Annotated in this window: 13 protein-coding genes and 1 pseudogene; 5 read left to right on the top strand and 9 right to left on the bottom strand. The window is 49.5% G+C overall.

What is annotated here, in order from left to right; translation table 11 throughout:
• Nucleotides 1-71: 71 nt before the first annotated feature.
• Entirely contained in the window at nucleotides 72-899 is an 828-nt protein-coding gene (locus H6F88_RS14210; protein WP_190643410.1) for an MOSC N-terminal beta barrel domain-containing protein, read from the bottom strand.
• Between the two features lie 549 nt (nucleotides 900-1,448).
• Between H6F88_RS14210 and H6F88_RS14215 the strand changes: the two genes are divergently transcribed.
• Nucleotides 1,449-2,108, top strand: a complete 660-nt coding sequence (locus tag H6F88_RS14215) for a hypothetical protein (RefSeq protein ID WP_190643411.1) — start codon at nucleotides 1,449-1,451, stop codon at nucleotides 2,106-2,108.
• A gap of 162 nt (nucleotides 2,109-2,270) precedes the next feature.
• Here H6F88_RS14215 and H6F88_RS14220 read toward each other — a convergent pair whose 3' ends face one another.
• The gene (locus tag H6F88_RS14220) at nucleotides 2,271-2,519 is read right to left on the bottom strand and encodes a hypothetical protein (RefSeq protein WP_190643412.1); all 249 of its coding nucleotides are present in this window, start codon (nucleotides 2,517-2,519) and stop codon (nucleotides 2,271-2,273) included.
• A 535-nt stretch (nucleotides 2,520-3,054) separates the two neighbouring features.
• Here H6F88_RS14220 and H6F88_RS14225 point away from each other — a divergent pair.
• Both H6F88_RS14225 and H6F88_RS14230 read left to right on the top strand, forming a co-directional pair.
• On the top strand, nucleotides 3,055-4,095 hold the full coding sequence (locus H6F88_RS14225; RefSeq protein WP_190643413.1) for a permease: 1,041 nt from the start codon (nucleotides 3,055-3,057) through the stop codon (nucleotides 4,093-4,095).
• A gap of 99 nt (nucleotides 4,096-4,194) precedes the next feature.
• Nucleotides 4,195-5,007, top strand: coding sequence for a TIGR03943 family protein (locus tag H6F88_RS14230; protein ID WP_190643414.1), 813 nt, complete (start codon nucleotides 4,195-4,197; stop codon nucleotides 5,005-5,007).
• Nucleotides 5,008-5,071: 64 nt separating this feature from the next.
• On the opposite strand, the gene H6F88_RS14235 is transcribed toward H6F88_RS14230, so the two are convergent.
• The 7 genes from H6F88_RS14235 to H6F88_RS14265 all read right to left on the bottom strand — a co-directional run bounded on the left by H6F88_RS14235 (nucleotide 5,072) and on the right by H6F88_RS14265 (nucleotide 14,678).
• Nucleotides 5,072-5,452: a hypothetical protein gene (locus H6F88_RS14235; RefSeq protein ID WP_190643415.1), complete on the bottom strand. Its 381-nt coding sequence runs from the start codon at nucleotides 5,450-5,452 to the stop codon at nucleotides 5,072-5,074.
• Nucleotides 5,453-5,881: 429 nt separating this feature from the next.
• Entirely contained in the window at nucleotides 5,882-6,529 is a 648-nt protein-coding gene (locus H6F88_RS14240) for a sporulation/spore germination protein (RefSeq protein ID WP_190643416.1), read from the bottom strand.
• Nucleotides 6,530-6,563: 34 nt separating this feature from the next.
• Nucleotides 6,564-8,858: a response regulator gene (locus H6F88_RS14245; RefSeq protein WP_190643417.1), complete on the bottom strand. Its 2,295-nt coding sequence runs from the start codon at nucleotides 8,856-8,858 to the stop codon at nucleotides 6,564-6,566.
• Between the two features lie 6 nt (nucleotides 8,859-8,864).
• Nucleotides 8,865-9,311: a response regulator gene (locus H6F88_RS14250; RefSeq protein WP_190643418.1), complete on the bottom strand. Its 447-nt coding sequence runs from the start codon at nucleotides 9,309-9,311 to the stop codon at nucleotides 8,865-8,867.
• Nucleotides 9,308-12,184, bottom strand: coding sequence for a PAS domain S-box protein (locus H6F88_RS14255; RefSeq protein WP_190643419.1), 2,877 nt, complete (start codon nucleotides 12,182-12,184; stop codon nucleotides 9,308-9,310). The genes H6F88_RS14250 and H6F88_RS14255 overlap by 4 nt, the downstream gene beginning before the upstream one ends.
• Before the next feature lie 264 nt (nucleotides 12,185-12,448).
• Nucleotides 12,449-12,955: a pentapeptide repeat-containing protein gene (locus H6F88_RS14260; protein ID WP_190643420.1), complete on the bottom strand. Its 507-nt coding sequence runs from the start codon at nucleotides 12,953-12,955 to the stop codon at nucleotides 12,449-12,451.
• Between the two features lie 37 nt (nucleotides 12,956-12,992).
• Nucleotides 12,993-14,678, bottom strand: a complete 1,686-nt coding sequence (locus tag H6F88_RS14265) for an iron ABC transporter permease (RefSeq protein WP_347277701.1) — start codon at nucleotides 14,676-14,678, stop codon at nucleotides 12,993-12,995.
• A 110-nt stretch (nucleotides 14,679-14,788) separates the two neighbouring features.
• Here H6F88_RS14265 and H6F88_RS14270 point away from each other — a divergent pair, with 110 nt between their 5' ends.
• A complete protein-coding gene (locus tag H6F88_RS14270; protein ID WP_190643510.1) occupies nucleotides 14,789-15,916 on the top strand; it encodes an ABC transporter ATP-binding protein in 1,128 nt (375 codons plus the stop codon).
• 1 nt (nucleotide 15,917) lies between these two features.
• Nucleotides 15,918-16,841: pseudogene (locus tag H6F88_RS34470) on the top strand (DUF4351 domain-containing protein).

Here is a 16,841-nt window from a genome sequence, read left to right on the forward strand (position 1 = left end):
AGGTGAACTTCTCACAAATCATTTGGGACTGCTATAGTAACCAATTCTGAAAAGGTTCTTCTGAAGATCGGCTAAGTAGCCTTTTCTAACCATACGGAGTCATTACGGCGAATCGTGCCGCCCTGCAAGACAGACATTCGAATGCCAGCAATAACATTGTTATAGCGAGCAGTGGTGCGGAGGATATTCAAATCTTCGGGTAGACCAGATTGCGCCAAGGTCGTCACCACACAACGGGGACAGGCAGTATCGATGCTGAGACGAACTGTTTCACCGATCGCCAAAATTCCTCCTACCCACTCATCTTCCAAAAACGCAATTTCACGCGAAGTAGGTTCAATAACAAAATTCGGGCGAAATCGGCAGCGCTCAAATTGCCCTTCGGGGTAAAGCTCGTGCAACCGAGCGAGGGTTGCGGTCGTCATCGCGTGGATGGAGCAAGAGTCAAAAAAGGTTCCTGTTGGCATTAATAATTGAGTGACTGCATCCTGATGAGCTGTGCCTTCAACAGAGGGCCAGTACTGCTCTAGAGTGGGGGTTTCAGGTGGGCAAGAGAGCAACTCCACCTCTCGCCCCAATGCGGCTGAAAGAACTTTGCTGACTTCGGGTGCTTCGCTGGTAATCGAGTCGCCATTGGGTAGGGAAACTTTCACGGGTGGAAGAGACTCATAGCCTTGTGGCATGGCGGTAAGAGATGCCTGAAAATCCAGTAACTTTGCCCATTTCTTAGGATTTTTGGCGCTAGCTACTTTGCCACTTTGCGTGTCTAGTAGTGCATAAGCCCGATCGCCTGCTAGTCCACGAGTAGTTACTTTTGAAACCTCTATTTCCTCTCCCAACATAGACTTAACTGGATAACGCCAGAGTGACGCGATCGCCCCCACCACTTCCCGCACCATAAATGATTGCTTCTGTAACAACGGATTAACGCTACCAGAACTCCCTGGGTGTAGAAGTATCAGAGCTTACGGGGATGAAGTGCGATCGCCCCTCCTATGCTTTTGCCTCTATGTTTGGTTTGGTGAGGATGCAGGGGCAGGTGGGAAAGGGCGATCACCAATGATCATAAATAACTTCACATGAATACTCGGCTTAAACATGAAATTAAATTGGACAATATCGCCCATCACCTGTAGCAGATACAATCTGCATCAAACCATCGTTTTTTCGGCAGTTGGTGTGCATGAGCACTGTTAGCTTGAGATCACTTACTTCGAGGAATTTACTAGGTGTGGTACGTTCCCAAAAATCTATCGGTAGAGCAGTAGGATTTACATTAGGAACGCACCCTACAGCCATAGCGATCGCACTAACCAGCAAAATGTGATCTCTCTGCACGAAAGTTTTGGAATTCAACAAGCCTATCATGACAAAATTTTATCGACAGATAGAATAGGGGTGTTTGCCCTATTGTCTTCCGTATACCTACAAATGCAAGGTTTTGGTTGATGTCTACCCCATACAATGATGCAAGGAATCAGGTAATTCTAGTCAACGTCCTATTGCTAGTATGCATTTTCCTTGGTGTCGATGCCATTCAAGAAGCAGCAATTAAATTTGGGTTCGCAGCAGTCATGCTGAAAAATTTATCTGCAATACCTTGCATTTTGATATGTGTGCTTATCTACACAGTATATAGATTGACTATAGAGTGGCTTAATAGTGAATCTGAATTCAAGAAAAAGATATGGAATAAATTAGACTACAGAATTACGTTAATTGGAACACAAGTTATATGTTTCACCTTTTACACACAGGAAATATATGAGCGAACACTATTGATGAGAGAATTTTGGGTAAACAGTGCGTGGAGTGGTGGCTTGGTATTAGGTCTTTTTATTATTTCTTTCCCGCTCTTGAATTTTCTCCAAAAAACTGTTCCTCATGATACAAACCTCAGAACAGAAATGTGGACTTTTACACGGGTTCTTTGCGTGCATATAGTGTTAGGTGAGATATACTTAAATGTTATTTCCCAAAAAGTTGCTCCAGCTGACTTTTTTGCGATCTTTTTCTTAAGCCCACTTGTCTTTTTGGGTATCCCCATAGCGATTTTAGTTCCTCAATTGGAGAGAGATGAGGAAAGTAAGGAATTTACCATAAGCTGATGCGTAGGTGTGATGGTCTTACAAACTCACAAAATATTCCTCTTAAAGATTCAATTCAAATATGTTGCCTTGATTCTCAAAATAAACGGAGATAATAACCGAGCATTCTAAAGATTTGTTTAGAGGGCGATCGCTCCTCCTCAAACGATCGCCCCTCTTCTCCTAGCCTCCTCGTCTGCGATCGCCAGTCAAGATACTCATCACTTCACCAGAACTCGGTGCAGGTAAAAGGGGACTCCAGGCACTCACTTCAGCAAAACCGCGATGATATAAGTCGTGAATCGTTTCAATCACACCATCACGAGAGCCGATGATGAGAACTCGCAGGCGATCGCGGTCAGGGTTGTGAAGTGCAGAAACTTCTCTCTCAACGGTGGGTGCGTTGGGAGATTCCAAGAAACATTGAGACATGAGTTGTGACTCCTTTTGGTTTTTGAGGAAACCCCAAAAACCTAGCCACCCCGCACTCATTCACACGTTGTACAAAACCAGTGAGAGAACTAAAAGTGATACTTTCACTTTCATGTCCTAAAGGGTTAGCAACGGCTTTTTTGACATGACAAGTCGGGGTGGCTAAGGGAGTGTTAAAATTCACCATTAGCCGCCAGACTGGTACCTCAGTTTGGGGGTCAGTCGCTCATTGCTGCTGGTAACAGCTCTGAGCGGCGCTAGATCTTTGGGTGTAGCAGGGCTGCTTTTGGGTAAAAAAGACAACCTTAACGTGAGAGCATATCTGGAGGAATGGCTTGTCGTCAAGCGATTGAGCTACGGAATTTTTTGATATGTAATTCAAAATTGAAGCTGCAAATTGAGGTGATTTTGTCCAGGTTATCCTGACTGCGAGAGGGAAAAGGCGAAGGTGTCTATACCGATCCGGTACAATGGCTGTCTGTACCCTTAACGGGGATCGCTGACGGGTGAAGACACCGAGGAGTGAGCGGACTGAATGACTCAGTTGAATAATGCCCTGACCCTGTTTTTTAGCCTGCTGGTTGAAGCAATCCCGTTTCTATTGATAGGCGTGGTGTTTTCCAGCGCGTTGCTGCTGTTTGTGGATGAGCGCAAGCTGGTGGCGATGATGCCAAAAAATCCACTGCTGGGAGCGCTGGCAGGTAGCATGGTTGGGTTTCTATTTCCAGTGTGCGAGTGCGGTAACGTGCCCGTGGCGCGGCGACTCATTGTACAGGGTGCGCCTGCTTCGGTGGCGATTGGTTTTTTGCTGGCAGCGCCGACAGTGAATCCGATTGTGTTTTGGGCAACCTGGACGGCGTTTCGTGGTCAACCGGAAATTGTGTTTTTGAGAATTGGGTTTTCGCTGCTGATTGCGACGATCATCGGCTGGGTGTTTAGTTCGCAGGCAGATTTGCGACCGCTTTTGCAACCAGCGGTGGCTCAGTCGATGCCTGCACCCCAAGGAAGGCGATCGCGTCGGTCTAAATTTGCCCAATCTGCGGAACCTGCCTCGGAGCTATTGCAATCTGGCACATTCCTACTTAACTCCTCAGGACAGCCAATGCGAATGGAAGCAGTCGGGGCGCAGGCGGCTTTGGCAGCTAGCTCAGTGACGACAAAGCCATTGAGCGATCGCCTCCAGCTCATGCTAGACAACGTGGTGCAGGAATTGCGCGAACTGGGCGGCGTATTGATCTTGGGAAGTGCGATCGCTGCGATCGTTCAGGTAGCGATTCCTCGTGAAGTCATTCTCAGCTTGGGGCAGGGGCCGATTACGTCGATTTTGGCGATGATGCTGTTGGCGTGGGTCGTATCAATCTGCTCAACGGTTGATTCCTTTTTTGCTCTATCATTTGCTTCGACGTTTACCAGTGGCTCTTTGCTAGCATTTCTAGTCTTTGGTCCCATGATTGATGTGAAAAACATTGGGCTATTGCTATCGGTGTTCCGGGGGAGAGCGATCGTCTATCTATTTGCGCTGGCGGCACAGTTGACATTTTTGCTAACCCTGATCATCAATTTGTATGTCAGCTAGGAAAGAGAGGGATGAAGGATGAAGCTCACAAAACCTCTAACCTCTCTAATCTCTAGTCTCTAGCCCCTAAACCTGTACACTGCGTGTTTTGGAAACTGCATGACTGTTAGACCTAAACCGATCGCTCAACCCCAACCTCGACGGCTTGGCAGTGCTTTCTGGCTGGTTGTCCTGGATATTTTGGCGATTGCCACTTGGGGCGTTTTGCTGCTGAAATACTGGCTGACTGGTAAGCTCAACGTTTTGCTGCACCCGAACTACATGTGGCTGGCAAACACCGCTGGGATTTGCTTGCTGGCGCTGAGCTTGATCAAGGCGGTGCAGCTTCTACAAATTACGACTCAGCGCAGTGCCCGCAATCATTTTAGAAGCTTGCCCACGATGCAGCACTTTTCGCTGTTTCCAAGGGGATGGAGCAGTGCGATGCTGTTAGCGGTGGCAGTGTTTGGGCTACAGTTTACGCCTCAGCCGTTCGCCAGTGAAGTGGCGCTTAATCGAGGTGTGACGGATACGCTGGCGATGACGCGATCGCAGCCTCAGTCTTTTCGCTCGACCACCAGTCCGGAGGAGCGATCGGTAATTGACTGGATTCGCACCCTGGATGTGTATCCCGAACCTGATGCCTACACCGGACAGCAAGCCAATGTCGAAGGCTTTGTGATTCATCCACCCGAACTGCCCAACAACTATCTGATGATTTCCCGGTTTGTGATTACCTGCTGTGCAGCCGACACCTATCCGGTTGGGTTGCCTGTGAAGCTTGAAGGTAGCCGTTCCACCTACCCGCAGGACACCTGGCTGCGCGTTAAAGGTTCGATGATCACTGAAACCCTTGATGGGCAGCGTCACCTTACCATTCAGGCAAGTGAGCTAGAGGAAATTGAGGAACCAGAGAATCCGTATGAGTATTAGACCGTACAAGTATTAGACAAGGATAAGCTTTTCGGGCGTTAAGCGCCCGAAAAGCTCATTGATTTTAGATCAAGCCAGTTCCCTTGCCGCGAGTATCTTTGTCCATCGTCAGTTTGCCGGTCTCGTCGTTTTCATTCACTTCACGGACTTCTTCTGCTCGCTCTGCGGCATTTGCTTCTTCTTCTTGTCTCAGGTCGCCAGGTTCGTTAACGTACATCTCAGGCTCGATCGCATAGTTGTTTGCCAGACCTTCCTTATCGACCGTGTAGCCTCCTGTGGTATCAATACTGCCTCTGCCAGCAGCCTCAGGATCACTGGTAGGCTGCTTGTAGCCTTCACCTTCGCGATCTTTGCGTGCGCCAGTTTCAGCCGGGGTAATACCTCTGTCGTAGTTGTCCACGTCAACGGAGCGATCGCCAGCCCGATTAAAATCTTGATTAGTCATGAGTTAATTCTCCAAAGAAATGTAGTACTTACCGCTTTAAGCCGGCTCAAATCACGCTGCCCCCAGTTTCTTGAAAGCATTACTTAACTTGAGATGACTTACTTTAAGGTTTTTAGTAGTGAAGTACACACTACCGAGAGTCGGATGTTTCTGACACTTCTAAATCAAAATGTTGTCTGTCTAAAGAGAGACTTTTACACTTCTTAAAGTGAGGTTTAAGAAGGTCAATTTACCCCAAACCTGTTTAGGGATATAGCCTTCAAGCAAATATCCTTGCTCCGTTTTGGGGTCTATCTATTGACTGCTTTGCTCTTACAAAATGTATTTAATAATTTTTCAAACACTCTTTGGATAGACTTGGGCGAACACGATAAATTGCGTTTTCAAGGCTTAATTCTTTAACGCTTAATTACAACTCATAGGCTGGGTCTAACGGGCGATCGCCACACCTCTTTCCAGGAACCGGACCGATTTAATTTGCCATTGAGTATTGCGGGTTAGGGTTTCTCGCAAGCCGCCAAATAAAGCAAATTGTTCGCAGGTTGAGAGCGAAGTAATTCTACGAGGAGAACCGGGCACCAGACGCAAATCAACCGTTGCTACGCCCTTATCAACACTGACCCGAAAACCAGACAAATCAAAGTCACTACTGGTTTGCGCCTGCAAAACCTTACTTACGGCTGCGGTGACGGGCTGGTCGGCTGGCAGTTGAATATCTTCTGAGACAAAGCTTTCACATTCACTATCCGCCGTGTAAAGCTTAGCGCTGACTGTTGCAACAGGTTCAGGAGTTGCAGCACTGTTGGTTTGAGCCTCGGTCTGGTTGGCGGGTTGACCATCAGCTTGATAATTTACCCGAGTATCAGCCTGATTATTAGCTTGGCTATTGGTTGAGACTTCGGATACAGCAGTGGGAGAAACAAGTGCTGCATCCGATGGAGACTCAGAGCTGGCTTGAATGGAAGTACTAGGGTTGGGGTTGGGGCGATCGCCCCCTGGCTCAATCTGAGAACAGCTTCCCAGACCTAGCAAAAGTATTCCAGATATTAAAACGGACAGCGGTAGAATGCTTTTCATCAGTAAAACCGTTAGGTTCTAAGTTTTGAGTTTTTTAGGGTAGAACGTCGCGCAGGATTTTGAGTAGTTTTTCAGCCGTGTAGGGTTTTGCTAAAAATGCTTTGACTCCAACGCCGGAAAGCATTGCAGACTGCTGATTAGAGTTCAGTCCGCTAACGGCGATGACATTAACCTGGGGGTCAATTTTGTGTAGCGTGCGAATTGTTGTGAAGCCGTCCATTGATGGCATCATCATGTCTACCAACACCACCCGAATCTTGTCCCGATGCTGGGCATAAAGGGCGATCGCCTCAATTCCATCATTCGCAGTCATCACTTCGTAGCGATACGCTTCCAGGGTCGCTTTCGTGATTTCACAAATCGCCGCTTCATCATCAACGACTAACACCAACTCGCCATTTCCTCCGGGTAGATGGCGATTACTTTCTTCCGCCGTTTGGGACAACGTTGTCTCAGTTGCAGGCAGGTAAACCTTAAATCGGGTGCCCTTACCCACTTCACTATAGACATTGACAAAGCCACCGTGGTCTTTGACAATGCCGATGACTGTGGATAGGCCCAGCCCAGTCCCTTTGCCCACCTCTTTTGTAGTGAAGAAAGGTTCAAAGATTCGATCTAAAACAGCAGGCGGAATCCCTACCCCCGTGTCTGAAACGGTCACGGCCACATAAGGTCCGACCTGCGCATGAATGTTCATGCGGGCATAGTTTTCATCCACGACCAGATTTTCAACTACGATGCTGAGCCTACCGCCATCGGGCATGGCATCACGGGCATTCACACAGAGATTCATGAGTACTTGATGCAGATGCGTTGCGTCTCCTGATACTACCCACAAGTCCCAGATGGGAATATCCGTCCAAATTTCAACAGATTTGGGAAAAGTTTCTTTAGCAATTTTCTCAATCTCTTTGACTAGATGACCAATTTGGAGCATCGTGCGTTCTCCTTCAATGCCTCTAGCGAATGAGAGAACTTGCCTAACCAAATCAGCTCCCCGTCGAGCACTGGTTTCCAGGGTTTCGAGCCATTGCTTGGCCTGCTCGTCGTCTTCACGAACTCTGGTCTCAAGCAGTTGCACAGCCATTAAGATTGGAGCCAGCATATTGTTCAGGTCGTGGGCAATCCCACCTGCTAGCGTGCCAATGCTTTCCATCCGCTGTGCCCTTAAGAACTGCGTTTCCAGGCTCTTTTTTTCAGTTATGTCTGTGCCGACGATCAAAATCGATTTCGGCACGTCGTGTTCGTCTCGAACCAGCGTCCAGCGACTTTCGACAATAATCTGGCGGCGGTCTTTTGTGAGTTGTCGCAGTTCACCTTGCCATTCACCATTCGCCAGTAAGCTCGCTTGGGCTTCTAAATACTGAGGAGATGGCTCGGCGTACAAAAGCTGACTGGCAGGTTTTCCCAGGGCTTCTGCGGCAGTCCAACCGTAGAGCCGCTCTGCACCGTGATTCCAAAACAGAATTCGAGTGCCCAGGTCTTTGACTAAAATTGCGTCTGTGGCAATGTTGATCAGGGCAGCCTGTTCTTGAATTTTTTGCTCGGCGCGTTTACGGTCGGTTACGTCCGTCTGAATGCCAACAAAGTAAAGCAGTTTGCCCTGAGCAGAAAAGACGGGCGAGATTTTTAGCTCATTCCAAAAGGGCTGTCCGTCTTTGCGATAGTTAAGCAGTGTGACTTTAACTTCTCGCTGGGCGTTGATGCCTTCCCGAATTTGGGCAACAGTTTCCCGATCTGTGGCTGGACCCTGGAGAAACCGACAGTTTCGCCCTAGCACCTCCTCTGGCTGGTAGCCCGTAATTCGAGAAAAGGCAGGGTTGGTGTAAACGACTGGATCATCGGGCTGGTTCGGGTCACAGATCAGGATGCCGTCTGAGGCGGAGGCGATCGCCTGAGCCTGCAATAGATTCTCAGTCGCAGCCATTTGCAAAGCCATTGCTGACCGTTTGCGTTCGATCGCGTAGCGCATCGAGCGTACCAGCAGGTCGCCCGTCACCTGACCTTTGACCAAGTAATCTTGAGCGCCATCCTGCACCGCTCGTACCGCTAGCTCTGTATCGTCTAGCCCAGTCAACACAATAATTGGGGCAGTTGAGCCACGCGCTTGAGCCTGGAGCAACGTATCTAAACCTTGGCTATCCGGCAAAGATAGGTCAAGCAAAACTACATCAAAGTCCTCTTGCTGCATCTGCTGCACTCCCTCACTCAAGAGTTCTACATGCACCAGGGTGACAGGAGCCAATATCTCTGCCAAACTTTCTTGCAGCAAACGAGCGTCGCCGGAGTTATCTTCGACTAACAAGACTTTGAGTCGCTGATCAACCATCTACCCCTACTCCATCGGCAGTTTTACGATGGTTAGCCAAAATTCCTCAATAGATTTCACAATCCGGATGAATTGATCCAGGTCAACAGGTTTGGTGATGTAGCAGTTGCCGTGCAGGTTGTAGGCTCTAAGGATATCTTCTTCAGCTTGAGAGGTGGTCAAAATCACAACCGGAATGCGCCTCAAACTGTTGTCTTCCTTGATCGTAACCAAAACCTCTCGCCCATCTTTTTTGGGCAGATTCAGGTCTAGCAAAATTAAGTCAGGACGAGGAGCAGATGAATAGTTGCCCTGGCGATAGAGAAATGCCAACGCTTCGGTGCCATCTTGGACAACGTTGAGATGGTTGTTAACTTTGCCATCTCGAAGCACTTCTCGTGTCAGACGAACATCGCCAGGATTGTCTTCAACCAGTAAGATTTCGATCGGTCTACCGGATATCGCATGGCTCATGCCGAGTTCCCTCCCCTGTCTGGAATAGTGAAGTAGAAGGTTGAGCCTTGTCCAGGCTGCGATTCAACCCAGATGCTTCCACCGTGACGCTCTATAATCTTTTTACAAATTGCCAACCCAATGCCAGTGCCGGGATACTCGCCACGACTGTGCAATCGTTGAAATATTAAGAAAATTCGATCAACATATTCTGAGTCTATCCCGATTCCGTTGTCTTGCACGGAGAATAGCCATGCATCTGCACGACGCTGACTGCTGATGTGGATCTGAGGTAGTTGGTTGCTGCAAAATTTGATGGCATTGCTAATCAAATTTTGAAACAGTTGGGTCAGTTGGGTGGCATCTGCCATGATTTCGGGGAGAGGTCCACAGGTGACGTTTGCGTGAGCGACTTTGATTGTGGTTTGAAGGTTGGCGATCGCCCGATCCAAAATAGCAGAGCAGGGGGTCAACACAAAGGACTTGCCGCGACTATCAACGCGAGAATAGTCGAGCAGGTCATTGATCAAGGTCTGCATTCGCATCGCACCATCTACGGCGTAGTTAATAAACTCATCTGCCGTGTCGTCAAGCTGCCCTCGATAGCGCCGCTCTAGCAGTTGCAGATAGCTAGCAACCATTCGCAACGGCTCTTGCAAATCGTGGGAGGCGACGTAGGCAAACTGCTCCAAATCAGCATTAGAGCGAGCAAGCTCCTGGCTTTGAAGGTTGGCTTGCTCTAGCATCTGAGACTGAGCTAGAGCGATGCCGATCTGGTCTGCCAACTGCTGCGTTAATTCAATTTCTGAGGGTGTCCACTGGCGGGGGCGATCGCACTGATGGACAATCAACAAACCCCAAAACTGATCCTTGAGCAAAATTGGCATTACCAGCTTTGACTTTACGTCAAGGTATTCCAAAAAATGCACCAAACAGGGTTCTAACTTTGCCGTACCAACGTCGTTGACGGTGTAGACGCGTCCCTGTCGATATTTTCTGAGATAGTCTGCTCCAAAGCAATCATCTTGAACTTTTAGATCTAGGGTAGATGACCACCCTGGCGCAACTGCCTCCTGAATCACCTGTCCCTTGCTTTCGGAGTCAAGCCGAAATATCAATACGCGATCGGACTGAAAGATTTTTTGTACCTCGGTAACGGCTGTTTGCAGGATTTCGCCAAGTTGGAGTGATCGGCGAATCTTCAGGCTAATTTCAGCAAAAAGCTGCGATCGCATACTTTGTAGCTGGAGCATTTCTGCTGCCTGCTTGCGATCGCTGATGTCACTGCCGATGCCCAAAAAGCCGGTCAAGTTTCCATCGGAGTCACGTAGCGCTGTGGCTGAAAGCACGATTGGAAAGCGAGAACCATCTTTGCGAATGTAAGTCCATTCTCGCTCCTCGACTCCACCCGATCGGATTTTGTGGACAAAGCATTCAAAACCAGGGGCGATCGTCTCCCCCAGTTCCTCACTCAGTTCCCTGGCTCGTTGCTCTACCTCTTTAAGGTCGTGGATCAGCAAAGGTGTTTTCCCTACCACCTCGTCTGCGCTGTAGCCCAACAGTTGCTCTGCGGCTCGGTTAAAGGTGCGAATGGTGCCATCAAGGTCGGTTGAAATAATCGTGTAGTTTGCGCCATCCAGAATGGCTTGCTGAAGTAGCGTTGTTTCTAGAAGCGATCGCTCTGCTCGACGGCGATCGGTGACGTCATCGACCAAGACCAACGCAGCCCGCCTTTCGGCAAAAACCAGGTCGTGAACCGTAATTTCCACATCGATCAAGCTGCCGTCTTTTTTGCGATGTTGCCAAAGTCCTGCCCGTCCGATGCCAGAAGTCAGGTTTGCAACGTTTTGCAGCAGTGCTGGAATGTCTTCGGGTGGGCGAATGTCACACAGAGTCATGGATAGGAATTCTTCCTGAGAGTAGCCATAGTGGGCGATCGCCGCCCGATTTACTGCCAAGAACGCAAGCGTCTCCAGGTCATACACCCACATTGGCTGGGGATTGTTCTCAAACAGCAGTCGATACCGCTCTTCTGAACTTCGCAATGCTGCCTCAGCCTGTTTTCGCGCATTAATATCCTCAAAGTAAACAGATAAACCCTGTTTAGAAGGATAAGCATGAATTGAAAACCAAGTCTCCAGCGGCGGGTAGAATTCTTCAAACTCGACGCTGGTTTGAGTTTCCACAGCCTGCTGATACTTTTGATAAAGGGCTGAATCAACCAGATCAGAAAATTCTTCCCAAATACATCGACCCAACAACTCAGTGCGGCTTCGGTGTAGCAGCACTTCTGCTTGATGATTGATGTAAGTGAAGCGCCACTCGTCGTCTAGCGCCAAAAACGCATCCGTAATGCTCTCCAAAATATCGCTGCTGTGAGTTTGGGTTTCGGTCAGCTCAGCCAGACTGCGGCGTAGTTCTAACTGAGCCATCACTTGCCTTGCCAGCGCTTGCAAAGCCTCTAACTGAGCAGAATCTAGCTGACGGGGTACATAGTCCAGCACACACAAGGTTCCTAACCCATACCCCTCGCCAGTAACCAGGGGCATCCCTGCATAAAAGCGCACTGCTGGGTCAGCCTGAGCTAAGGGAATATGGACAAACTGCTCATCTTGCTGCACATCATTCACCACCAGCGGTCCAGTCTGGAGAATTGCCTGGGCGCAGAACGTCGCATCTCTGGGAATTTCTGAGGTATCTAAGCCAACTTTTGACTTGAACCACAGGCGATCGCGATCCACCAGGCTGACTAGGGCAACTGGGGTTTGGCAAATGTAAGCCGCCAAACGAGCCAAATCATCAAAAGCAGGCTCAGGTGCCGTATCTAAAATATTCAGTTGACACAATGCTTTGACCCTGACAGCTTCGTTATCGGGCAAAGGTGCCTGAACCATGTTTATAAAAAGTTTGTCTAGCGCATCATTTATACACTCAGTTTAAATGACTCTGTTAGCAGCATATTTGAATCTTTCAAGAAGGGAGTTAAGGGTTAAGGATTGGAGGTTAGGGAAATAAGCGGACTTCACGTAGTTCAGCTGTAGATTAGTCACCTTAGTTGGGGGAGCGATCGCCTGTTTGCCCTTACAAGGCATTGCCAGCCACAAAACGATATTGAGCCGCAACCCCTCAACCTAATTTCCCAAACCCAACCTCAACCCCTAATCCCTAATACTCCCATCCGGCATAATTGCTCCTTTAAAGGTCGCGCCTTCCAAATTGGCATCCTGCAAATTTGCGCCGCTCAGGTCAGCGTTGCTCAAGTCGGCTCCGCTGAGGTTGGCATTGCTCAAGTCGGCATTTCTTAAGAAGGCGTTGCTGAGATTCGCGCCGCTCAAGTCTGCCCCACTCAAGTTTGCAGTTGATAAACCTGCACTGCTGAGGTTTGCGTCATTTAACTTGGCGTTGCTGAGGTCGGCGCTGTCGAGCAGGGCCCCGCTCAGGTTTGCCAGAGTCAGGTCTGCGCCAGATAAGACAGCCGTGTTTAGAACTGCTTTGGTTAAATCTGCCTGACTCAAATCAGCCTGGCTTAGCTCGGCTCCTTGCAGATCACATTCAGGGCACTGTTTATTTTCGAGTAACTGTTGTTCGGGTTTTGCCCGAGTACAGCCGAAAGCCAATAGACAAAGGGCGATCGCCCCACTCAATACTAAAATTTTGGATTTCATATTCAATCAACCCCTTAAACGATGAAAAATTTGAGTTTCAGTTGAGGCGATCGCCCCGACTGCGATTAATCTGATGACTCAGCAAAATCACAGGCAAGACTCCCACCAAGATGATCGCTAGCGCTGGGGCAGAAGCTTCTGCTAGCCGTTCGTCTGCTGCTAGGCGATAGACCTGCACCGCCAGCGTGTCGAAGTTGAAAGGGCGGACAATCAGCGTTGCCGGAAGCTCTTTCATGACATCGACAAACACGAGAATGGCGGCGGTGAGTAGTCCGCTGCCCAAGAGCGGTGCATGAACGCGCAGCAATGTGCTGGTGGGGTTGTGCCCTAGCGATCGCGCCGCATCGTCCAGGTTGGGTTTAATTCTGCCCAGACTCGCCTCAACGGTGCCCAGCGAAATTGCCAGGAAGCGCACCAGGTACGCAAAGACCAGGGCAATGATCGTGCCGCTGAGCAACAGCCCGGTAGAAATGTTGAACGTCGAGCGCATCCAGGCATCCAGGGCATTGTCTAATCGCCCGATCGGAACTAGGACACCAACAGCAATGACTGAACCGGGAATGGCATAACCCATTGCTGCGATCCGGGCTGCTAGAGACATTGCAGGAGTGGGACGCAGCCGCACCCCGTAAGCCACAATCAGGGCGATCGCCACACCTAAAACTGCTGTCAGCCCCGCCAGAGTAAAGCTGTTGCTGGCAAACTGCCAAAAGCGATCGGTAATCGTTACATCTGCATTCTTGATAGTCATATGCAACAAGAGCGCAGTTGGAACGACAAAACCCAAACAAAGGGGTATCAGGCAAGCAATTTGGGCGATCGCGGCTCGAATTCCTCGCAAAATGTAACGGTTTGGCGGTTGCCGCACACTGCCACTTTGGTAGTAGCGCACCTGACGGCGTGACCAGCGCTCTAGCAGAATTAACCCCAAAATGAACAGCATTAGACAAGCCGCAAGCTGAGAAGCAGCCTGACGTTCGCCCATACCAAACCAGGTGCGATAGATGCCCGTGGTGAAGGTGTCTACCGCAAAAAACTGCACTGTGCCAAAATCGCTCAGAGTCTCCATTAGCGTCAAAGCTACTCCTGCGGCGATCGCCGGACGTGCCAATGGCAAAGCTACTTTCAAGAAGCTGCGCCAGGGATTACAACCTAGACTGCGGCTAGCTTCCAATGTGCAAACCGATTGCTCCAGGAAGGCAGTCCGTGCCAGCAGGTAAACATAGGGATAGAGCACCAACGTCAGCATGACGATCGCACCCCAAACTGAACGAATGTCTGGGAACCAGTAATCATTCACTGTCTGCCACCCAAACAGGCTTCTGAGCGATCGCTGCACTGGCCCGTAAAATTCCAGTAGTTCCGTGTAGGTGTAGGACAGGATGTAAGCTGGAGCCGCCAAAGGCAGCAACAGTGCCCATTCTAGCCAGCGGCTACCCGGAAAGCGGCACATCGTCACCAGCCAGGCCGTTCCAACTCCGATCAGCAAAACGCCACTGCCTACACCCAGCATCAACCAGATCGAATTCATTACATAGCGAGGCAAAACGGTTGAAGCAAGGTGACTCCAGACATCCGCAGCAGGCGTAAAAATGCTGCCTACAACAAAAATGACCGGAACCGAGATCAGGCAAGCGATCGCCCAAACCAGCAGCGTCCAACCACCCAGCGGTAGCCGAAACGCGACAGCGCGGCGCTCAGCTCGTCTAGATAATAAAGACACTCCACCCCTCCAGGCGATCGCCCTTGATGAGAATTTCTGGCAAATCCTACTTTACTACGGAGCCGGAGTTATGAATGATGGGAAGGGTGAACAATTCAAACTGCGCCTCTATGCTGCCCTCTGCCATCCTGCATCTCGAAAACGTCACAAAGCAGTTTTCCAGGGCTGCCGCGCCTGCGGTCAATGACATAACGCTTACTTTGCAGGAAGGAGATGTGTTGGGGCTGTTGGGTCCGTCTGGCTGCGGCAAAACGACTCTACTGCGGATGATTGCAGGGTTTGAGTCACCCCAAACCGGGCGGGTTGAGCTAGCCGGACGGCTCGTCGCTGGAAATGGCACCTGGATCGCGCCTGAAAATCGCTCGATTGGCATGGTTTTTCAGGATTTTGCCCTATTTCCTCACTTAAACGTTGCCGAGAATGTTGCGTTTGGCTTGAAGCAGCGAGACAGCAAAAAACTGTGGCAAGAGCGAACAATTGAGGCGATCGCCCTGGTTGGCTTGCAGGGCCTGGAAAACCGCTATCCCCACGAGCTTTCTGGGGGTCAACAGCAGCGAGTCGCCCTAGCCCGCGCCCTAGCCCCGCGTCCAACCCTGGTGCTGCTCGACGAACCACTGAGCAACTTAGATGTGCAAGTGCGACTTTATCTGCGCCAGGAAGTCCGAGATATTCTCAAAAAAACAGGCACTTCTGGCATTTTTGTCACCCATGACCAGGAAGAAGCCCTCTCTATTTCTGACCAGGTTGCTGTGATGCGACAAGGGCACCTAGAACAGATCGGCACTCCCGAGGCAATCTACCGGGAACCTGCCTCGCGCTTTGTGGCTGACTTTGTGACTCAGGCTAATTTTGTGCCTGCCCGATATCACAACCAAAGGTGGCAAACCGAAATTGGTCACTTTGATGCAGACAGTGTTGCTTGTGCTTGCAGTTGCGATCGCCCTTCAGAACTGGAAAACATGAGTGGCGACCTGATGATTCGGCAGGAAGACCTGATTCTGCATCCCGATGCAGAAGGGAACGTGACAGTGGGCGATCGCCAATTTCTGGGACGAGAATACAGCTACCGTCTCTACACCTCATCAGGCCGCGTCCTTCAAGCCCGCACGCCTACCTCCATGCTGCTTTCTGTAGGACAATCCGTGCAGCTATCCGTCACAAATTCGGCACTGAAGTTCTTTCCCGTTCAAAATTCTGCTCGACCATCAGCCGCTTCGATTGACCGGATCAAGGAATAGCATGATTGACCACGATCGGCTGTTTAAGGAATTGCTTTCTACCTTTTTTGCCGAGTTTATTCAGCTATTCTTACCCGAAGTTTTTGCTTATTTAGAACCCAATTCCACCACATTTCTCAATCAGGAAATCTTCACAGACCTAACTTCTGGGGAACGTCGAGAAGTTGACATGCTGGCAAAAGTTCGATTTCAAGGACAAGAAACCTGTTTCCTGATTCACTTAGAAAATCAGTCCAAAGCTCAAGCCGAGTTTGCTAGACGAATGTTTCACTACTTCGCTCGGCTTCACGAAAAATATCAGCTGCCGGTTTACCCAGTCGTAATTTTCTCCTTTGATGCACCTCAGCGAGCAGAGCCGTCCCGTTATCAAGTGCAGTTTCCCGATCGCAAAATTCTCGATTTTAACTACGCTGCAATTCAGCTTAATCGCCTGAACTGGCGAGACTTCCTTCAACAGCGTAATCCCGTTGCTGCTGCACTAATGGCAAAAATGAAGATTGCTCCAAAGGATAGACCCAAAGTGAAGGCAGAATGATTGCGCTTACTAGCAACCTTGCGCCTTGATCCGGCTCGAATGCAGTTGATTTCTGGATTTGTCGATACCTATCTAAAGTTAAACGCAGCCGAAGAACAAACTTTCCAGGCTGAGATTGATAAACTGGGGCTAACCGAGCGAGAGCAAGTCATGGAGATCGTTACAAGTTGGATGGAACAAGGCATTCAGCAGGGCATTCAGCAGGGCATTCAGCAAGGTGAAGTCTCTGTTATCCTGCGTCAACTTCACCGCCGCTTAGGGCAGCTTAATCCTGATTTGGAAGCACAAATTCGCAATCTTCCGATTCAGCGGGTAGAGGATTTAGGGGAAGCGCTGCTCGATTTTTCTGACGAGACTGATTTGGTGACCTGGCTGAACCAGAATAGATAA

It is taken from the genome of Oculatella sp. FACHB-28, assembly GCF_014696015.1.
Classification (GTDB): Bacteria; Cyanobacteriota; Cyanobacteriia; order Elainellales; family Elainellaceae; genus JAAUTN01.